Annotated in this window: 16 protein-coding genes and 1 pseudogene; 6 read left to right on the plus strand and 11 right to left on the minus strand. The window is 66.8% G+C overall.

The genetic code is table 11. The features are described from left to right. Positions 1 to 191 precede the first annotated feature (191 nt). The 5 genes and pseudogenes from NP3_RS00170 to NP3_RS00190 form a co-directional block, all read right to left on the minus strand. The gene (locus NP3_RS00170; protein WP_063036496.1) at positions 192 to 2,255 is read right to left on the minus strand and encodes a thioredoxin domain-containing protein; all 2,064 of its coding nucleotides are present in this window, start codon (positions 2,253 to 2,255) and stop codon (positions 192 to 194) included. A 185-nt stretch (positions 2,256 to 2,440) separates the two neighbouring features. Continuing rightward, positions 2,441 to 2,653: pseudogene (locus NP3_RS00175) on the minus strand (MFS transporter); the annotation flags it as partial. 14 nt (positions 2,654 to 2,667) lie between these two features. After that, the gene (locus tag NP3_RS00180; RefSeq protein ID WP_063036500.1) at positions 2,668 to 5,469 is read right to left on the minus strand and encodes a helix-turn-helix transcriptional regulator; all 2,802 of its coding nucleotides are present in this window, start codon (positions 5,467 to 5,469) and stop codon (positions 2,668 to 2,670) included. Beyond that, on the minus strand, positions 5,454 to 5,978 hold the full coding sequence (locus NP3_RS00185; protein WP_157123937.1) for a hypothetical protein: 525 nt from the start codon (positions 5,976 to 5,978) through the stop codon (positions 5,454 to 5,456). Before NP3_RS00185 ends, NP3_RS00180 begins: the two co-directional genes overlap by 16 nt. Positions 5,979 to 6,015: 37 nt before the next feature. Beyond that, on the minus strand, positions 6,016 to 6,573 hold the full coding sequence (locus NP3_RS00190; RefSeq protein ID WP_063036504.1) for a cupin domain-containing protein: 558 nt from the start codon (positions 6,571 to 6,573) through the stop codon (positions 6,016 to 6,018). Positions 6,574 to 6,844: 271 nt separating this feature from the next. Between NP3_RS00190 and NP3_RS00195 the strand changes: the two genes are divergently transcribed. Beyond that, positions 6,845 to 7,810 carry a helix-turn-helix domain-containing protein gene (locus NP3_RS00195; protein WP_063824602.1) on the plus strand — a complete coding sequence of 322 codons (966 nt, stop codon included), beginning with the start codon at positions 6,845 to 6,847 and terminating at the stop codon, positions 7,808 to 7,810. A gap of 43 nt (positions 7,811 to 7,853) precedes the next feature. Next, positions 7,854 to 8,801, plus strand: coding sequence for a LysR substrate-binding domain-containing protein (locus NP3_RS00200; RefSeq protein WP_063036508.1), 948 nt, complete (start codon positions 7,854 to 7,856; stop codon positions 8,799 to 8,801). Here NP3_RS00200 and NP3_RS00205 read toward each other — a convergent pair. After that, positions 8,753 to 9,655 carry a serine hydrolase gene (locus tag NP3_RS00205; protein WP_084507931.1) on the minus strand — a complete coding sequence of 301 codons (903 nt, stop codon included), beginning with the start codon at positions 9,653 to 9,655 and terminating at the stop codon, positions 8,753 to 8,755. The two genes, NP3_RS00200 and NP3_RS00205, sit on opposite strands and share 49 nt — an antisense overlap. 106 nt (positions 9,656 to 9,761) lie before the next feature. Between NP3_RS00205 and NP3_RS00210 the strand changes: the two genes are divergently transcribed. Further along, a complete protein-coding gene (locus NP3_RS00210) occupies positions 9,762 to 10,316 on the plus strand; it encodes a GyrI-like domain-containing protein (RefSeq protein ID WP_063036510.1) in 555 nt (184 codons plus the stop codon). A 21-nt stretch (positions 10,317 to 10,337) separates the two neighbouring features. On the opposite strand, the gene NP3_RS00215 is transcribed toward NP3_RS00210, so the two are convergent. The 4 genes from NP3_RS00215 to mca form a co-directional block, all read right to left on the minus strand. Continuing rightward, entirely contained in the window at positions 10,338 to 10,904 is a 567-nt protein-coding gene (locus NP3_RS00215; RefSeq protein ID WP_063036511.1) for a TIGR03086 family metal-binding protein, read from the minus strand. Between the two features lie 234 nt (positions 10,905 to 11,138). Continuing rightward, the gene (locus NP3_RS00220; RefSeq protein ID WP_063036512.1) at positions 11,139 to 12,449 is read right to left on the minus strand and encodes an FAD-binding oxidoreductase; all 1,311 of its coding nucleotides are present in this window, start codon (positions 12,447 to 12,449) and stop codon (positions 11,139 to 11,141) included. A 135-nt stretch (positions 12,450 to 12,584) separates the two neighbouring features. Continuing rightward, on the minus strand, positions 12,585 to 12,854 hold the full coding sequence (locus NP3_RS00225) for a hypothetical protein (RefSeq protein ID WP_063036513.1): 270 nt from the start codon (positions 12,852 to 12,854) through the stop codon (positions 12,585 to 12,587). Continuing rightward, on the minus strand, positions 12,854 to 13,720 hold the full coding sequence (mca, locus tag NP3_RS00230; RefSeq protein ID WP_063036515.1) for a mycothiol conjugate amidase Mca: 867 nt from the start codon (positions 13,718 to 13,720) through the stop codon (positions 12,854 to 12,856). The genes NP3_RS00225 and mca overlap by 1 nt, the downstream gene beginning before the upstream one ends. A 142-nt stretch (positions 13,721 to 13,862) precedes the next feature. Between mca and NP3_RS00235 the strand changes: the two genes are divergently transcribed. Further along, the gene (locus NP3_RS00235) at positions 13,863 to 14,303 is read left to right on the plus strand and encodes a DUF4307 domain-containing protein (protein WP_063036517.1); all 441 of its coding nucleotides are present in this window, start codon (positions 13,863 to 13,865) and stop codon (positions 14,301 to 14,303) included. 297 nt (positions 14,304 to 14,600) lie between these two features. Next, positions 14,601 to 15,095 (plus strand): transcription elongation factor GreA, encoded by a 495-nt coding sequence (gene greA / locus NP3_RS00240; RefSeq protein WP_040695247.1) that lies wholly within the window; start codon positions 14,601 to 14,603, stop codon positions 15,093 to 15,095. 71 nt (positions 15,096 to 15,166) lie between these two features. Here the strand turns inward: greA and NP3_RS00245 are convergent, their stop codons facing one another. Continuing rightward, positions 15,167 to 16,312: a cystathionine gamma-synthase gene (locus NP3_RS00245; RefSeq protein ID WP_063036519.1), complete on the minus strand. Its 1,146-nt coding sequence runs from the start codon at positions 16,310 to 16,312 to the stop codon at positions 15,167 to 15,169. 100 nt (positions 16,313 to 16,412) lie between these two features. Here NP3_RS00245 and NP3_RS00250 point away from each other — a divergent pair, with 100 nt between their 5' ends. Further along, positions 16,413 to 17,588: an acyl-CoA dehydrogenase family protein gene (locus NP3_RS00250; protein WP_063036521.1), complete on the plus strand. Its 1,176-nt coding sequence runs from the start codon at positions 16,413 to 16,415 to the stop codon at positions 17,586 to 17,588. Positions 17,589 to 17,863 lie beyond the last annotated feature (275 nt).

Here is a 17,863-nt window from a genome sequence, read left to right on the forward strand (position 1 = left end):
CCCGGCATGCGACAGGCAACCTGCGTTCGACATGCAATCAGCGCGCTGCCGGTACCCGGCGCGGTGTGCAATCTGCGTGCGGCATATGACCGGCACATTGCGTGCGGCGGGCGGCCTGTGCCCGGTAGGCAGTGCGCAGGGAACTCGGAGCGCGTGCGGTTGGTGGGTCCGACCGAGCGGGTGCGGCGGGGCTAAGGGCGGTTCAGGGAGGCGCGTAGCTCGGGTGGGGTCGTTACGGGGAGGTCGCAGACGGAGCCGCGGCAGACGTAGGCGGAGGGCATTCCGTTCACTGGGGTGCGGTCGGTCAAGAGGGGGACCGAGTTGGTGGTAGCGGCGATGATGACGGTGCCACCGGGTGCTTCGGCACGGGCGGTGGCGATCAATTCTGTTGCCGCGGTTGAGGTGTCGGGCAAGGCGATGGCTACTTGGAGCGGACCGCGGAGGGCGGGTTCGGCTACGGTGAGCCATTGGCCTGCCGAGCGCGGGGCGCGGGCGAGGACGACGGCGCCGCGCCGGAGGGTTTGGTCGGCCAGTTCGCGATAGCGCAGGGCTGGTTCCGGGGCGCTGGTGGCGGCGGCGGTGACGAGCGCTTCGGCCAAGGCGGATGCGCCTGCGGGGGTTGCGCCGTCGATGGGATCGCGGGGGCGGGCGACGAGGGTTTCGGCGTCGTCGGCGGTGTCGAACCAGCTACCGGGTGCGGTGTCGTCAGCGAAATGTTGAATTGCCCTGTCCAGCAATCGTTGTGCGTGTTCGAGCCAGTCGAGTCCGCCGGTGGCCTGGTGTAGCGCCAGCAGTCCGGTGACCAGCCAGGCGTAGTCCTCCAAGACGCCTGGAGATGCGCCGACCACGCCACCGAGCGAGGCGCGGCGCACCCGGCCGTCGACGACGTGCTCGGCAAGCAGGAAGCGCGCACAGCGAGCGGCGGCTTCTACCCAATCATCTTGCCGCAGTGCGGAACCCGCCTCGGCTAGTGCGGTAATCGCCATTCCGTTCCAGGCGGTCACCACTTTGTCGTCGCGGTCCGGCTGTGGGCGTCGCGCACGGGCCTCGCGCAGTGTGGCGCGGGCACGTTCGAAGCGTTCGCGGGCAGTCCCGTTGTCGGACAACGCATCAGGATCGGCATACAGGGTGAGCACCGAAGTGCCCTGTTCGAAATTCCCGGCGGTAGTCACCCCGAAAACCTCTGCTGCCCAAGCGCCTTCGATAGGACCGAGTTCGCCGATCAGCTCGGCGGGCGTCCAGACATAGGTCGCGCCTTCGACACCCGGTCCGCCCGGTTCCAAGTGGGTGTCGGCGTCCAGCGCGGACGCGAACCCACCGTGGTCGGTACCGAGGTCGTCGAGAATGAATTGCACCGTCTCACGAGTAACGCGGTGCGCAAATGACTCTCGCTGAGGACTTCGGCGGGCGAGATGCGCATAGGCGCGCAGCAATTGCGCATTGTCGTAGAGCATCTTCTCGAAATGCGGCACCAGCCAGGCGGCATCGACGGAGTAGCGCGCGAACCCGCCGCGCAACTGGTCGTAGATACCGCCGCGCGCCATGGCTTCGGCCGTCCGATTCACCACATCGAGTGTCGCGGCATCGCCGGTGCGCTCCCAGCTGCGCAGCAGGCCCGCCAACAGCGCGGACGGCGGAAACTTCGGCGCACCACCGAATCCGCCGTGCTTGTGGTCTTCATCGCGCAGCACCGCCGCGACCGCATGATCGAGCAGTTCGGCCGAAATCGTCACATCGGCATCGGGCAGCCCGGCGGCCTGCGCCCGCAGTGCGTCGGCCACCTGCGCGGAAGCCTTGTCCACCTCATCGCGCCGGGTGTTCCAGGTATCGGTAACGGCCGTGAGCAGCTGGGTGAACGACGGCATCCCACCGCGCGGCACCTTCGGGTAGTAGGTACCGCAATAGAACGGCTCGCCATCCGGCGTGAGGAAGCACGTCATCGGCCAGCCACCCTGACCGGTCATCGCCACCGTGGCATTCATGTAGACCGCGTCCAGATCCGGACGCTCCTCACGATCCACCTTGATGCACACGAAGTTGTCGTTCATCTGCGCCGCCGTCCGCTCGTCCTCGAACGACTCGTGCGCCATCACATGGCACCAGTGACAACTCGCGTACCCGACGGACAGCAGGATCGGCACATCCCGGGCCCGCGCCGCCGCCAAGGCCGCGGGATCCCACTCCCGCCAATGCACCGGGTTATCCGCATGCTGTCGCAGATACGGTGAGGTCGCGCTACCCAGCAGGTTCACCATCTCAGCCTCTCACGTCCACTCGAACCGGCCACTCGAGGAGGTACCCGATTCCCACCGGCCATCACACTCGCAATGGTCACGCAGGCGGGACCGCCCAGGGCCGCCGAAATAGACCTCTCGGTATGCTTTCCGCAAGAACGAAGCCCCCGGAATCCGCTCGGGGACCTTGCTCGCTGAATTCCCTACCGCAGCGCCTGCTGGCCGGAGCCGACCGACGCGGTCAGCATGACCGCTACCAGCGGGATGGTCAGCACACCCGCGACGGTCGGCGAGTAGCCGCGAGCGGTCTGGAAGTACTGACCGAGCCAGTCGATCGACACCTCCGCCTTGCGCTCAGTGGGCAGCCGCAGCGTCCGCTGCAGCAGCACCAGCGCGATCACCGCTATCGGCACACATATCGGCGCGCGGCCGGTCACATACACGGCATGCTCGCGGCAACCTCGCGCCGCGATCGCAGCCCGAGCTTGGCGAGGATGTTCGATACGTGAGACTGAACTGTGCGGCGCGACAAGAACATCTGCGCCGCGATATCGGAGTTGGTGCAGCCTTCGGCGACGAGCGCGGCTACCTTGCGCTCGGTATCGGTCAGCGCCGCCCAGCCGGATTTGGGCCGGTTGCGTCGACCGCGTACACCTCGCCGAATGTCGTACGGTCGCACGCGTGCGACCGTACGGGCGGTGTCCCACGATGCGCCGAGGCGGCTGTAGATCCCGATCGCGGTGTCCAGCGAACGGCGGGCATCGACATCCCGCCCCGCGGCGGCGAGCAGCACGGCGGCGTTCTCGTGAGCCTGCGCTTGGTAGAGCAGCCGCCCGGACCGCCGGAAGGCCCGGGCCGCCGCCAGCAAGCTATCGGAATCGCGCTCGGCCAGACCTCGGCACAGTAGCGCTGTCCCGATCCTGGAGGCGGTCGGCTGTCGCGCCACGAGCTCGTCGGCGCCGACCACTACCGACCGCGCCGCATCCGTATCGCCGAGGTCCGCGGCCAGTCGGGCGATATCCGGGAAGATGTAGTACAGCGTCGCCGCGGCCGAATGGTCGGCGAGTCGCTCATGGGTGTCGACGAGCAGCTTCAAGGCGAGGTCTGGATGGCCGTGTGCCTCGTGCGTCAACGCCTTGGCCCACAGGTGCAAGTGCGCGTAGCCGGTGGTGCCCGCGAGGTCGTCCGCGATGGGAATACTGTCCACGTCCGGCAGGAACGTGCCGCGGTGAATACCGATGAGCGCCGCGAGGCTGCCCGCGACCGTCGAGTACCCGAGCACGTCCGGCGCCGCGCCGACGCCGCATTCGGCCACCGCGTCATCCCAGCGACCGTTCAGCAGGCAGAGCCGTGCTTTGGCAACGAGGTTCGCGGACCGGGACATACCGGGGACACGGCGGTTGTGCGCTATCGCCTGATTCAGCACGTCTTCGGCATCGGTCAGGCGATCGAGTTCGATCAGACAAAGTGCCCGTAGCGCGTATGGATCGAACTGGTCCGGTCTGGTATCGACGGTCGAGGCGATGGGTATCCGAGTGCTCAACTCCAGCGCCTCGGTGAGATCGCCTCGGGTGTACCGCACCGCGCCAACGGCGCTGAGGCCGTAACCGATAGTGCGGCGATCCCCATTGGATTCCCCTATCGCGATCGCAATTCGACCCGCTCGCTCGGCCGCATCGAACCGGTCGAGGAATACGTTGTCCACCGCACACATGCCGTGGAAGCGACCCACCGCCTCGACATCGAGATCCATTGTGCTCAGCGCTGTTTCGGCGATATCGACGGCATCGGCGATTCGGCCCCCGGCTCGGCAGGCCTGGGCGAGCAGCCAGTGCATTTCGATATCGTCGCCGTACTCCGACCGCGTCGACAGCGCAACGCGCACTTCGGCCTCCGCCTCGGCAGTTCGACCACTCCACAGCAGCGCCTCGACATACCGGCGGATCAGCGGTGGGTTATCGGACTCCGTCGTCGCGCGCCGCAACAGTCGCGCCGCCAGCTCGGGCGCTCTGGAAACCAATTTGTCGGCTACCGCTACCAGCCAATCGACGCCGGTGTCATCCAGTTCGTAGTCGGCGACCGCCAAATAGTGTGCGATCCGCTCGATCGGCGCGTTGGTCGTCCGCAGTACCCGACCAGCCGTGCGCAGCAGACCAGCGCGCACTGTGGCAGGTAGCTGATCCGACAGCACCCGCCGGATCAGGTCATGCCGGAACACCACTTCGGAGTCGACAAGTGCGAGCACTCCGCTCGCCATCACGTCGCTGACGACGCTCCATACCTCGAGGAGGGGGCGGTCCAGAACCGCTGCCAGTTCCGTGACGTCCACGACCGGGCCGAGCGCGGCGGCGGTCGCCAGCACGTGCCGGGTCCGGCGCGGCAGAAAGTCCAACCTCCGTGAAATCGCCTGCGCGAGTGTGGTGGACGGGCGCTGCCCGGCGACTGCCTCTGGGATGTCGGCCGCGGCGGCGATCACCGTGATCGCCTGCTCACGCAGCAGGGCGGCCACCAATTCGGTGATGTAGCACGGATTTCCGCTCGCACCCGCGACCTCCCGCAGCAACCCCGGGCCGGGGGTGGCACCGACGATATGCGACACCAATTCCGCCGCTGCCCCGGCGGAAAGCCCGCCGAGTCGGATCAGCGGAGCGCGGCATGCGCAGAGTTCGGCCGATAGTGCGGTGAACGCCGAGTCCTGAGGCTGTGGGCGGGCGCCGAGCAGCAGTAGTAGCGGTAGCTCATCGATGCGGGTGCACAACCGCTGCAACACCGACACGCTCGACGCGTCGGCCCAGTGGACGTCGTCCATGATCAGCGCGAGCGGGCCGGTGGCGCACCAGGTCTCGACGTGATCGAGGATCGCCTCGGCGATGACGATCTCATGCCTTGCCTCGGTGTCGCTCGCCCGAATGTCGCGGTCGAGCAAGGCAGGGATCGGATCTGCGCCTGGCGTGTCGGGGTCGAGCCAGGAGCGCAGCGCGGCGAACGGGACGGTCTGCCGTAGTTCGGTGGCGGCCCCCAGTCGAATATGCAGGCCCGCCGCCGCGCACCGCACCCCGGCCGCGTCCAACAGAGACGTCTTGCCGATACCTGGTTCGCCCTGTACCAGCACGACGGACCCCCGCCCCCCGGCGGCCCGTCCCGCGAGCTCCGCCAGCATCTCGATCTCGCCATCACGACCGATGACCACCGGCGCGCCGGATTTCGGGGAAGGCAGCGTCAACGAACCGGGCATGCCGGAGCCCGATCACCCATTCCGGCTGAATCCGGCCGCACGTCGACATACCCGGAGGGGGATACGGCAATGGATGGCAAATCCCAATGTCGCGCCGACTTTTCCGCGCGGCAGGCGACATTCCATCCGAACGGCATCAGGTGGACGCGTTCCCCGTATTGCCCCAGTTGCGCGGCAAGGTCCGAAAGCACATCCAGTGTGTCGGCGACGCAGGTGAGGACATCCAGTGGATCGGCCTCCGGCGTGCACCGACTACCCGAGGTTGTGCAGTGCGGGGTCCCGGCGATAACGATATGGGCCGCCTCGCTGACGAGGCACAGGTACCGGATCGCGCGGACGGCCTCGGCGGTCAAGGGACAATCGCCCGGTTCGACGACGACTCGCACTACCAGGCAATCGACGAACCGCTGCGTCGCCCCCACTGTCGCCGGGTCGACGGCCACCGCGCAGGGACCGGCCGCCACCAGGGCGTATTCGAAACTGCGCCAACGACTTCCGACGCCCCTCATCCAAGGGACCTCCCCCGCGGACGCTGCTGAAGGTCGGTCATGGCTGCGTCGGCACCTTCTGGTCGGCGACGCCGCAGACGGTGTAACAGAATACGAACGGCACCGCACCGTCGTTGAACCATGCGTGCGGGGTGCCGTGCTGGATCACGCAATCGCCTGCGCGCAGCGATACTTCGACGCCGTCGCCGAGACGCAGGCGGCCCTCGCCACTGAGCACGACGATGAAATCGATGCTCACGGTGCTGTGCATGCCGGGCGCGGCAGGGTCGAAGGCCGCCATCATCCCCGGCAGTTTCGCCTCCGCTTCCGCGACGACGGCCGCCATCGCCTCCTCGGACAGATCGGCATCGGGCTCATAGGTCAGCCCCGGGGGTACCGAGATGAATCCGAAACGCAGCCCGCCCGGACCGGGAAAATAGCTCGTGCCGGTCTGCGCGGGCGTCTTGTCGACCGGCAGCTCGGGAAGTTCGTCGAGTTCCCACATCCGATGGATCTCGACGCCTGGGAGCAGCGCTAATGTCAGCGGGTCGACGGAGTCGTCCGCCAGCACGCGTCCCTGTCCGGTTCCGTTGTCGCCGATCACGATTCTGCGCATGTGAACTCCTGAATATCGTCCGCAACCAGCCGAATCGGGTCGGCACCGATGGCCGCACCGGCCGATCCGGGCCTCAGCTATCGGCGACGGTATCCGCCGCCCACGCGGACCCGCTTGTCCCGAAGCGCATGAGCATTGTCCGAATGCGCAGAGCTCGAAACCCCGGCAATGCCTGCTCCACCGGTGCTCCGCACGGTTCTGCATTAGGCTTCTTCCGAAGTTGGGGCCGACGCCCGGGCCACCGATGATCGTCGAATCGGAGGCGATATTCATGAACCAAGCGGCTATCGCCGACTCCACCACGACAAGTGTGGTGGATCCACATGAGCGAGCCGAGTACTGGGCCGATCTGATCAGCACATACCACTGTCGGCTCGGCTACAGATTCCCGAGCAGCACCGACTTCCAAGGGCACACGCAGCTGCGGCGAACCGACGCCTACCAGCTCGTCGGGTGGAAATCGGATGCCGTCACCTACCTTCGCAACCCGAGCCATATCCGCGCCGACCCCGATGACGACTACCGGCTGATCGTTCCGTTCACCGGGCGACTGTCCTTCCGCACCGAAGACGGGTACGGGATCCTTGCCCCGGGAACAATGGCTCTGGTTTCCGTCGACCGCCCCTACACGATGTCCATGTCCGATGCCACGCGCGGGATGATCATCACCATTCCGCGCAAGGAGATAAAGCATCGCCTCAACCGGGTCGTTCCACCCGACCACCCGCTGGATCTCACGACCGGGCTCGGCCGGGTGACCGACGGGATACTCGGCGGCCTGCACAGCGAATCCGCCGCACTCACCGACCTCCAATTCGACAGCGTCTCCGAACGGCTGGTGGATCTGCTCTGCATGCAGATCCTCGGCGAACCGGCGAACTCGCCCACTCAGCTCGCCCATGTCGAAGCGACCGCTCGCCGGTATATCCACGACCACGCCGGAGATCCGGACCTCAACGGCACGCGCGTCGCCGTTGCGCTCGGCTGGTCACTGCGGCAAATTCAACTGGCGTTCAGCAATGCCGGAACCACGCCCAGCGATGTCATCCGGGAAGAACGCCTGCGACTGGCGCGCGACCGCCTGCGCAGCCCGGCCTACCAGCATCGAAGTATTACCGATATCGCATCGGACCTCGGCTTCGGTTCGATGAGCAGCTTCAGCAAGGCCTTCCGCAGACGCTTCGACGCCACACCCGGCCAGCTCCGCGAGGACCGGCGGGTCGCATCCGACGACTGATTTCAGCAGCGACCGGCAAGCACGATCACGCTATCGTCGCTGCGTGGACTCCCTGCGCCAGCTGCGGTACTTCGTCGCCGTCGCCGAAGAACTGCATTTCGGGCGGGCCGCCGAACGCCTCGGCATTGCGCAGCCGCCGCTGAGCCAGCGCATCCGCAAACTCGAACAGGATCTCGGGGCCCGGCTCTTCGACCGGGACAGCCGACGCGTTGAACTCACCGAGGCGGGTCAGATCCTGCTCGTGGAAGCCCGCGATCTGCTGGCCCGCTGGGACCGCGCACAACGGCTGGTGGGCAAGGCGCATCGAGGTGAGATCGATGCGTTGCGGGTCGGCGTCCCGCCCGAACTGGCCGGACGGGTGCTCGCGGCGATCCTCACCACATTCGAAAGCCGTGACGTCCGAGTCGATCTACAGGAACTGACCACCGCCGAGCAGATCCGACTGCTCGCCGACCGTCAACTCGACGCCGGGCTGCTGCAACATCCGGTAGATGTGGTCGGACTCGAGCTCGGCCCCGAGGTGGAGACACCGCTCGGCGTGGTGCTGCCACGCGACTCGCCGCTGGCCACGCGCTCCGCGCTCACCCTCGCCGACCTGGCCGGACTCGGTCTGGTGATCTTTCCGCGGGCCGCCGCGCCCGGACTCTACGACGCGACGCTGCGCACCTGCTGGGAGCACGGCTTCCGGCCCACCCGGGTCCAGCACGCGCGCAATCCCGAATTCGTGCTCGGCATGGTGCTTTCCGGGCGCGGCGTCGCCTTCGACCAGGGCATGGTCGCGCAAAAGGAACCGCGTGTCGTCTGGCGACCGCTGACCGACGCACTGAGCTGGCGGCTCTCGCTGGCCTGGCCCGCCGTGGCGCCGCATCCGCTGGTCCGCGAACTGGCCGAGCTGATCGTCACGGTCATCCAGGGCGACGGCGCGTCACGGCCAGCGCCCGCTCAGGAGGTGGCGCAGCGGCCGTGGAATGTCGTATTCGGCAGATCGTGACGGATGCGGTGAATCGCCAGCCGCGCGGCTGCGCCGATCGCATGATCCACCTCGGGCAATCGCTGGGCCAGCGTATCCGCCCTGGTGAATACCGCTACGGCATAACGACTTCCACCGGGGTAGGCCACCACCCCGATCTCATTGCGAATCGCGGGCAGTGATCCGGTCTTGCCCCACACCGACACCTCCGACGGGAAGGCCGCGGCGAGCCGGTGCCAGTTGAGCTGCTGGCCCATGAGCTGGCGTACCCAACGGCAGGCGGCAGGATCGCCCGCGAGGTCCTGGCCGAGCAGAGTGAGCAGCCGAGTCATATCGCGCGGCGTGCTCGCGGTCGTGCGCAGCGGGTCCATGGCCCGGGTGGCAAGCACTTCCGACACACTGAGAGTCGGGAAACGACGCGCGAATTCGGCGGTGTCGGATGCGCCGATATCCTCCGCCATGGTCTGGACGACATACCTGGGCGAGCCGACGATCCGCGTCTCGGTGAGCCCCAATTCACGCACCAGCGAGCGCACATTGTCCAGGCCGACGCGATCGAAGAGCAGGTCGGCGGCAGTGTTGTCGCTCACGGTGAGTGCGAAGAACGCCGCATCGCGCAGGCTGAATTCGACATCGTCCAGGCATCCGGCGGTGCCGACGCCACCGAGCCGGTCCGCCGCGCTCGCCCGGACCCGATCGGTCGGGTCGAGCTGGCCCGCGACCACCTGACGGGCGAACTCCAGCACCAACGGCACCTTCACCACCGATGCCAGCACCACCGGTTCATCGGCGCCGAGCCCCACCGCACCGGCGCAATCGAAACATCGGGCGTGCACCCAACCGCGCACACCGGCCTTACGGAAGATCTCCTCCACGACTGCCAAGCTTCCACACGAGACAGCTCCGAGTCAGCTTGACTCTCCCGCCGATGGAGGGTTCACGCTGGTCACCGTCCGAGATTTCGATACCGAAGGGCTCACGATGAAACTCGATCTGGCCAAGAGCGACCGGCACTACTACGACGCCACCCGGGATCCCGAACTGCGCACCTTCGACACCTACGGCTATCTGACGGTCACCGGCTTCGGCGCACCCGGCGGCGAGCGGTACACCGAGGCGGTGCAGACGCTGTACCGAACCGCTTACGGCGCCAAGAAGATCGCCAAGGCGGACGGCCAGGATTTCGTGGTGCCGAAGCTGGAGGGCCAGTGGTGGGTGAACTCGGATGAACCGCCGCTGTCGGTGCCGCGCGAGCAGTGGCAGTGGAAGCTGATGATCCGCATGCCCGAGGTGGTCACCGCCGAGATGGTGTCCGGGGCGACATTCGAGCGGCTGACCGAGGGGGAGGCGATCCAGGTCATGCATATCGGACCGTATGCCACCGAACCGGAGACGCTGGCCAGGATGGAAGCGTTCATGACCGCCGAGGGATTGCTCATGAACGGCCGCCATCACGAGATCTACCTGTCGGATCCGCGCGAAACCCCCGGCGCGAATACCCGCACGATCCTGCGTCATCCCGTGCGTCGCGCCTGAGATCTACTGTGCGGCAAGCGGTTACCAGGCTCGTCCGAGATAGCCGAGCAGTCGGCGGTGCGCGGGCGCGTCCGCCGGTACCGTGACCTCCTCGTCGAACATCCCCGGCTTGCGGAACCCGTCGAGTCCGCCCATGGCGTGCATGGTGGTCAGCAGTTCGGCGCACAATTCGTCATCGGCGAGGTCGGGGCGATCGATGGCCACCGCGATATCGACGGCGTGCGCGACGACCTCGGTGAGATGGACCATAGCGGCCGCCGGACCGGGGAGCTCGCCGAGTGCGATGCGCACGGTGCCGGTCAGGGCGTCGGGGCGATGCCAGGCGGCGCGGTCCACCTCGGCGGCCGCGGCGAACGCGCCCTGCGGATCGATGCCGAGCCAGTCGTCCTCGAGTCCGGCGCCCGCATCGGTCCCGCTCACCCCGGCCGCGAACCGGTGCATATTGCCGACGGCGTGATTGAGCACCGCGTGCACGTCCCAATCCTGACACGGCGTCGGCGCCGCGAGCCGGTCGCCGTCGACGGCGGCGATCACGATCGCACCCGTCATATCCAGTGCGCGGTCGATCTGTCCGATCACATTGTCCATGGGCATCCTTCGCTCGAAGCGTCAGCAGAAGAGTTAGCACAACCAGGTGACATCCAAACTCGATCCAACGCCGCCCATGTCACGGAATCCAGCACGGCAAGGACCCGAAAGGGTTGCGCCGATTCCTTTCCGGATCGAATGCACCGAGATGCGAACAGCCCTATCGAATTCCGCCCGCGGCGCGGACCGCCAGCCGATAGGGCCGACGGTCCGCGGTGACGTACGCGAAACCCGTTATCCGAGAACCGGATAATTGGCGCGGATCACCGACAGTGGGTCGCGCGCCCGCTTGATCTCCCGCAACCGCGCCAAGGTCGACGAGTCGAATGCCGCGGCGGCCGTTTCCTCCGGGCTGAGGAAGGTGTAGGGCTTGAGCCCGCTGATGTGCGCGCCGATCGCATCGACGATCTCGGCCCGCCGGGCCTTGACCGCCTCGATGATTTGCGGAAGTCCGAGCCCCAATGCGTAGAGCAGATAGGGCTCGGTGACCGGTCCGCGCGCGCCACCGTCCGCGCCCGCCCTGGCGAATGCGCCGCCGAGATGGCGGATCTGGATATCGACCAGCGGTGCGACCGGCTCGTCGAGCAGGGTCTTCACCACCGCGTCGCCGAGGTCGGTGAGCAGTTCGGCGCGGGACAGCGACGGGCTGGGATCGGTTGGCTCCGCGGTGATTTCGCCGAGATTCGCCACCGACAACGCGCCGCGCTTATCGGCGAGCGGCCCGTCGATCGCGTCCAACCGGGTCAGCAGGGACCGGCCGACCTCGGGATCGCCGAGGTAGGTGACATCCAGCGCGACCATCGGCGGCGCATCCGGGAACTGGAACCGGTGGAACCACACCGACAGTTCGTCGGGCGCGTCGGCGGTGATCTCCTGGAATGCCTCGAAGACCTCCCCCGTGCGCGCACCGTGCCACATCACCCGCCCGCCGTAGAGCCCCGGCGCCGGAAAGAGGTCGAATTCGAGCGCGGTCACCACCGCGTAATCGCCGCCGCCGCCACGCAATGCCCAGAACAGCTCCGGATCGCTCGCGGCGGTCACCCGCGTCCGCGCGCCCTCGGCGTCGACGATCTCGAAGGCACGCACCGCATCCGAGGCCCAACCGTGCTTGCGGCCGAACCAGCTGAGCCCGCCCCCGAGGGTGTATCCGGTGACGCCGACCACCGGATTGCTGCCCGCGAGTCCGGTCAGTCCGTGCGCCGCGGCCGCGGTCTGTACCGAGCCCCAGTTCGCGCCCGCGCCCACCTTCGCCACCCGCCGCTCGGCATCGATCTCGACGCTGTCCAGTCCCCCGGTGCGCAGCAGGATCGCGTCCGCCACCCCGCCTGCGGCGCCGTGCCCGGTCGGCTGCGCGATGACAGGCACCCCGGCTCGACGCGCGTGTGCCACGACCGCCGCGACGTCATCCGCATCACCGGCCCGCACCACCGCGGCGACCGGCTGGGTGACCGTCAAGGTCCACGGCCGCGCCACCGCCTCGAAACCAGCGTCACCCGGCACCAGCACCCGGCCGGATAGTTCAGCGCGCAGATCCTCGAATGTCATTGGTATTTCCTCACTTCGCAGCCGTGCCCGAAAGCACCTGCGGCCCGTGGATCGCGCCGCGACTACCCCAATGACGAAACAGGAGCGGCAAATGTAACAGCGGCCGCCTGAGCTTCTCGGACGGCCGCTGCGAAATCAGGTTTTATCAGGCCCTTCGTCGGACTCGACGTTCTCGTTGTCGAGCCGGGCGACACCGGGTTCGGTGCCCTCGTCCGCCGCCTGATCCGGTTCCGGATGTTCGGGCTCGAAGGTCGCGGGCAGGCCCTTGATGTGCCGGTTCATCGACCGCACCAGCAGCACGGTCCCGGCGAGCAACACCAGGATGATCACCAGTCCGAGCGGCGACGCCTTGCCGAATTCGGGTCCGGTGGGCGTGCCGGGAGATTGCGCGAGGAGAACCAACATCACTGGTGCTCGTCTTCGATACCGGCGAACAGATCGGTCTCCGGCCGCGTGGAGTCGACCCTGGACTTGGCCAGTTCGAACTCCTCGGTCGGCCACAGCCGCTGCTGCATTTCCATCGGAATCGCGAAGAACGCGCCGTTGGGATCGATCTGGGTGGCGTGCGCGCGCAGGGCGTCATCGCGCTGCGGGAAGTACTTGGCGCACTCGATCTGGGTGGTCACCCTGGTCATGCCGTCCGGACGGCCCTGCCGGTAGGCGCGCGTCCGTTCCAACCACTCCTGTAGCGGAAACGGCTCACCGATCCGCTCGTATTCGGCGGCGAAGACATCCAGGCGGGCCATGGTGAAACCGTGGTCGTAGTAGATCTTCAGCGGCTGCCACGGCTCGCCCGCATCCGGGAAACGATCCGGATCACCCGCTGCCTCGAACGCGGCCATCGACACCTCGTGGCAGCGGATGTGATCGGGATGCGGATAGCCGCCGTTCTCGTCATAGGTGGTCATCACATGCGGCTTGAATTCGCGCACCACGCGGACCAGCGCCTCGACGGCTTCGTCCAGCGGGACCAGCGCGAAGCAGCCCTCGGGTAGCGGCGGCGGCGGATCGCCCTCGGGTAGGCCGGAGTCGACGAAACCGAGCCAGGTCTGGCGCACACCGAGTGCGGCGGCCGCGGCCTCCATCTCCTCGCGCCGGATCTCGTCGATCCGCTCCAGCACGCCGGGGGTGTCCATCGCAGGGTTGAGGATGCTGCCGCGTTCGCCGCCGGTCAGCGTGACGATGAGGACATCGTGGCCCTCGTCGGCATACCGTGCGGTCGTCGCGGCACCCTTGCTGGATTCGTCGTCGGGGTGCGCATGAACCGCCATGAGCCGAAAGCCACTCACGTCTCGTTCACCTCATCAACCACCGTCATACCTCGTACTCTCCGCCGCCGGGGTCCGATCTGCCTGTCCCTATAGTTCCATTCGACAGACTTTTGTTCCGACGTACCCCCCGGAGTGAGACGGCATGAGTGAAACGCCCGGTGACACGCCGATCGACCGACGTGCCGACCGGTACGGAACCACGCCACGCCCGACGCGCCGCTGGATTCCGTTCGCACTCGGCGCGGTCGTGCTCGCCGCGGGTCTCGGGGTCGCCTACGTCGGCTTCCAGAAGTACGGACCGGAGGACATAGACGCCGAGCAGCTCGGATACACCGTCGTCGACGACTCGACCATCTCGGTCCATCTCAAGGTCACCCGCAAGGATCCGCAGCAGCCGGTGGTGTGTTTCGTCCGCGCGATGGCCAGGGACGGGTCCGAATTGGGCCGTCGCGAGGTGCTGATCGAGCCGTCCGGTAGCGGCACCATCGAGCTGACGACCACCGTCCGCGCCTCCGACCGCCCGGTGTCGAGCAGCGTTTACGGCTGCAGCGATGACGTGCCGAAGTATCTGCGGGCGGGCTGATCCCGGGCAATAAACAACCGAGGCGTCCACAAAATGAACGCCGACCTGCATGTTTGTGATTCATGCTAAAATGGCGTGATACACGGTTCCGGGGCTCGGAGCCGTGTTTGCTGCATTGGCGGCCAGCGCTGTCAGTTCCGGGTTAGTGAGTTTGCCGGACCTGAGGCCTGTCGGGGTTCGATGAACTTCCCCAGGATGGCACTAGCCGTCGGCTGGTGCGTGCCCGCCCCCTGTGGGCACTGCAGCGGATCAGGGAACCCGGCCTCGGCCGGGAACAACTACTAGGGAGTGATCGAGATGACTGAGACGCAAGTGACTTGGCTGACCCCGGAGTCGCACGACAGGCTCAAGGGTGAACTCGACGCGCTCATCGCCAATCGTCCGGTCATCGCCGCCGAGATCAACGAGCGCCGCGAAGAGGGCGACCTCAAGGAAAACGGCGGATATCACGCCGCGCGTGAAGAGCAGGGTCAGCAGGAAGCGCGCATCCGGCAGCTGCAGGAGCTGCTGAACAACGCCAAGGTCGGCGTCGCGCCCACCAAGTCCGGCGTCGCATTGCCGGGTTCGGTCGTCAAGGTCTACTACGACGGTGACGAATCCGACACCGAGACCTTCCTCATCGCGACCCGCGAAGAGGGTCTCAACGATTCCAAGCTCGAGACCTACTCGCCGAATTCGCCGCTCGGTGGCGCGCTCATCGATGCGAAGGTCGGCGACACCCGTGAGTACACGCTGCCCAACGGCAAGACCATGAAGGTCACGCTGGTCAGCGCCGAGCCGTACCACAGCTGATCTCAGGCCTGAGGCCATGAAGAACGGCCGCATCCGGAAAGTACGGATGCGGCCGCTCTTCGTTTCCATATCTAGTTCGCCAGTGCCTGTTCGACGTCGGCCAGCAGATCGCTGACGTCCTCGATGCCGACCGAAAGCCGGACCAGATCGTCCGGCACTTCGAGCTGCGAGCCCGCGGTGGAGGCGTGCGTCATGGCGGCCGGGTGTTCGATCAGCGATTCCACGCCGCCGAGCGATTCGGCGAGGGTGAAGATCTTGGTGCGCGAGCAGAATTCGTGCGCCGCATCTTTGCCGCCGTTGAGCCGCACCGAGATCATGCCGCCGAAGCGCTTCATCTGCTTGTCGGCGATGGCGTGGCCCGGGTGCTCGGCCAAGCCTGGGTAGATGACCTGTGAGATGGCCGGATGCCTGGTCAGGAATTCGGCAATGGTTTCGGCGTTGTCGCAGTGCCGATCCATCCGCACCGCGAGGGTTTTGGTGCCACGCAGGGTGAGGAAGGCGTCGAACGGGCCGGGCACCGCGCCCGCACCGTTCTGCAGGAAGGCGAATGCCGCATCGAGTTCCGGATCGTTGGTGATCAACGCGCCGCCCACGACATCGGAGTGTCCACCGAGGTACTTGGTGGTCGAATGCGTGACGATGTCGGCGCCGAGCAGCAGCGGCTGCTGCAGGTACGGCGTCGCAAAGGTGTTGTCCACCACCAGTTTCGCGCCAGCGACGTGCGCGACCTCGGCCAGTGCCGGAATATCGCCGATGCTCAGCAGCGGGTTGGTGGGGGTTTCGATCCAGATCAGCTTGGTGTTCGGACGGATCGCGGCGCGCATCTCGTCGACATTGAATACATGCGCGGGCGAATGCTCGATGCCCCACTGGCTGAAGACCTTGTCGATCAGCCGGAAGGTGCCGCCGTAGGCGTCGTCGGGGATGACGATGTGGTCACCGGGGCGCAGCGTCGCCCGCAGCGCACAGTCGGTGGCGGCCATGCCGGAGGCGAATGCGCGTCCGTAGCGGCCCGATTCGAGCGCGGCGAGGTTCGCCTCGAGTGCGGTCCTGGTCGGGTTGCCGGTGCGGCCGTATTCGTAGCCTTCGCGCAATCCGCCCACCCCGTCCTGGGCGAACGTCGAACTCGCGTAAATGGGCACGTTCACCGCACCGGTCCGCGCTTCGGGTTCATATCCGGCGTGCACGGCCCTGGTGGAGAATCCCAGCTCACTCATGCGGTCAGCCTAAACCCGGGCGATCGGCGGCCTATCGTCCGGATCATCTGTTGTGACCCGATCCCCGCTTTCGCGGCGGCGACGGCGGTAGGTTGAGCTCATGCTGAGCGTTGATGAACTGTTCGCGATCGATGCCTTGTTGACCGAGGACGAGCGCGAGATCCGCGATACCGTCCGCACGTTCGCGAATCATCGGTTGCGGCCGCAGATCGCGGAATGGTTCGAGGCGGGGACGTTCCCGGCCCGTGAGGTTGCGCCGGAACTCGGCAATGTCGGGTTGCTCGGTATGCACCTGGAGGGCTACGGATGCGCGGGCCTATCGGCGACCGCCTACGGTCTGGCCTGCCAGGAGCTCGAAGCGGTCGATTCGGGTGTGCGGAGCATGGTTTCGGTGCAGGGTTCGCTGGCCATGACCGCGATCCACAAGTTCGGTTCCGAGGAGCAGAAGCAGCAGTGGCTGCCGGATATGGCGGCCGGGCGCGCGCTCGGCTGTTTCGGTCTCACCGAGCCGGATTTCGGCTCGAATCCGGGTGGCATGCGAACCAGGGCCAAGCGCGACGGCACCGACTGGGTACTCAACGGCTCCAAAATGTGGATCACCAACGGTTCGGTGGCCGATATCGCGGTGGTGTGGGCGCAGACCGAGGACGAGGGCAGGCAGGTGGTTCGCGGCTTCCTGGTCCCGACGGACACGCCCGGATTCACCGCGCGCGAGATGCATCACAAGTTGTCGTTGCGCGCATCGGTGACCGCGGAGTTGGACTTCGACGATGTGCGGCTGCCCGCCGATGCGGTGCTGCCGCAGTCGCGCGGACTGAGTTCCCCGCTCGCGTGTCTGAGCGAGGCTCGGTTCGGCATCATCTTCGGCGCGCTCGGCGCGGCGCGCGACTGTCTGGCCGCGACCATCGAGTACGCGCGGACCAGGGAGGTCTTCGACAAGCCGCTGGCCGCCTACCAGCTGACCCAGGCGAAGCTCGCCGATATGGCGCTCGAATACGGCAAGGGCCAGCTGCTCGCGCTGCAGGTCGGCAGGTTGAAGGATCGTGGCGAGGTGCTGGCCGAGCAGATCAGCGCGGGCAAGTTGAACAGCACCCGGGAGGCCATCGCCATCGCCCGCGAATGCCGGACCATCCTCGGCGCCAACGGCATCACACTGGACTATCCGGTACTGCGGCACGCGAACAACCTAGAGTCGGTCCTCACATACGAGGGCACAGCCGAGGTGCACCAACTAGTACTCGGAAAAGCCCTCACCGACTCGAACGCATTTCGATAACAACCCCGCCCACCCCCGTCCCAATCGCGAACTATCGCATGAGAATGCGCTGGTGGCGGGCCTTCTCGACATTTGCCGCCACCAGCGCATTCTCATGCGATCACTCGTCCAACCCGATGACACCCGCTCGCCGAGGCCGGAGACGGCGGCGGCGTTCCGGAGAACGGGTCAGCGCAGGTCGCGGGGGTTGTCGTAGCGCATGTATTCGCCGGTCCGGGAGAAGTCGCCTTGGTGGGGGTAGTCGTCTTGTATGGCGTCGGCCCAGCCCTGGCCGC

This window comes from Nocardia pseudovaccinii NBRC 100343 (assembly GCF_001613225.1).
Classification (GTDB): Bacteria; Actinomycetota; Actinomycetes; order Mycobacteriales; family Mycobacteriaceae; genus Nocardia; species Nocardia pseudovaccinii.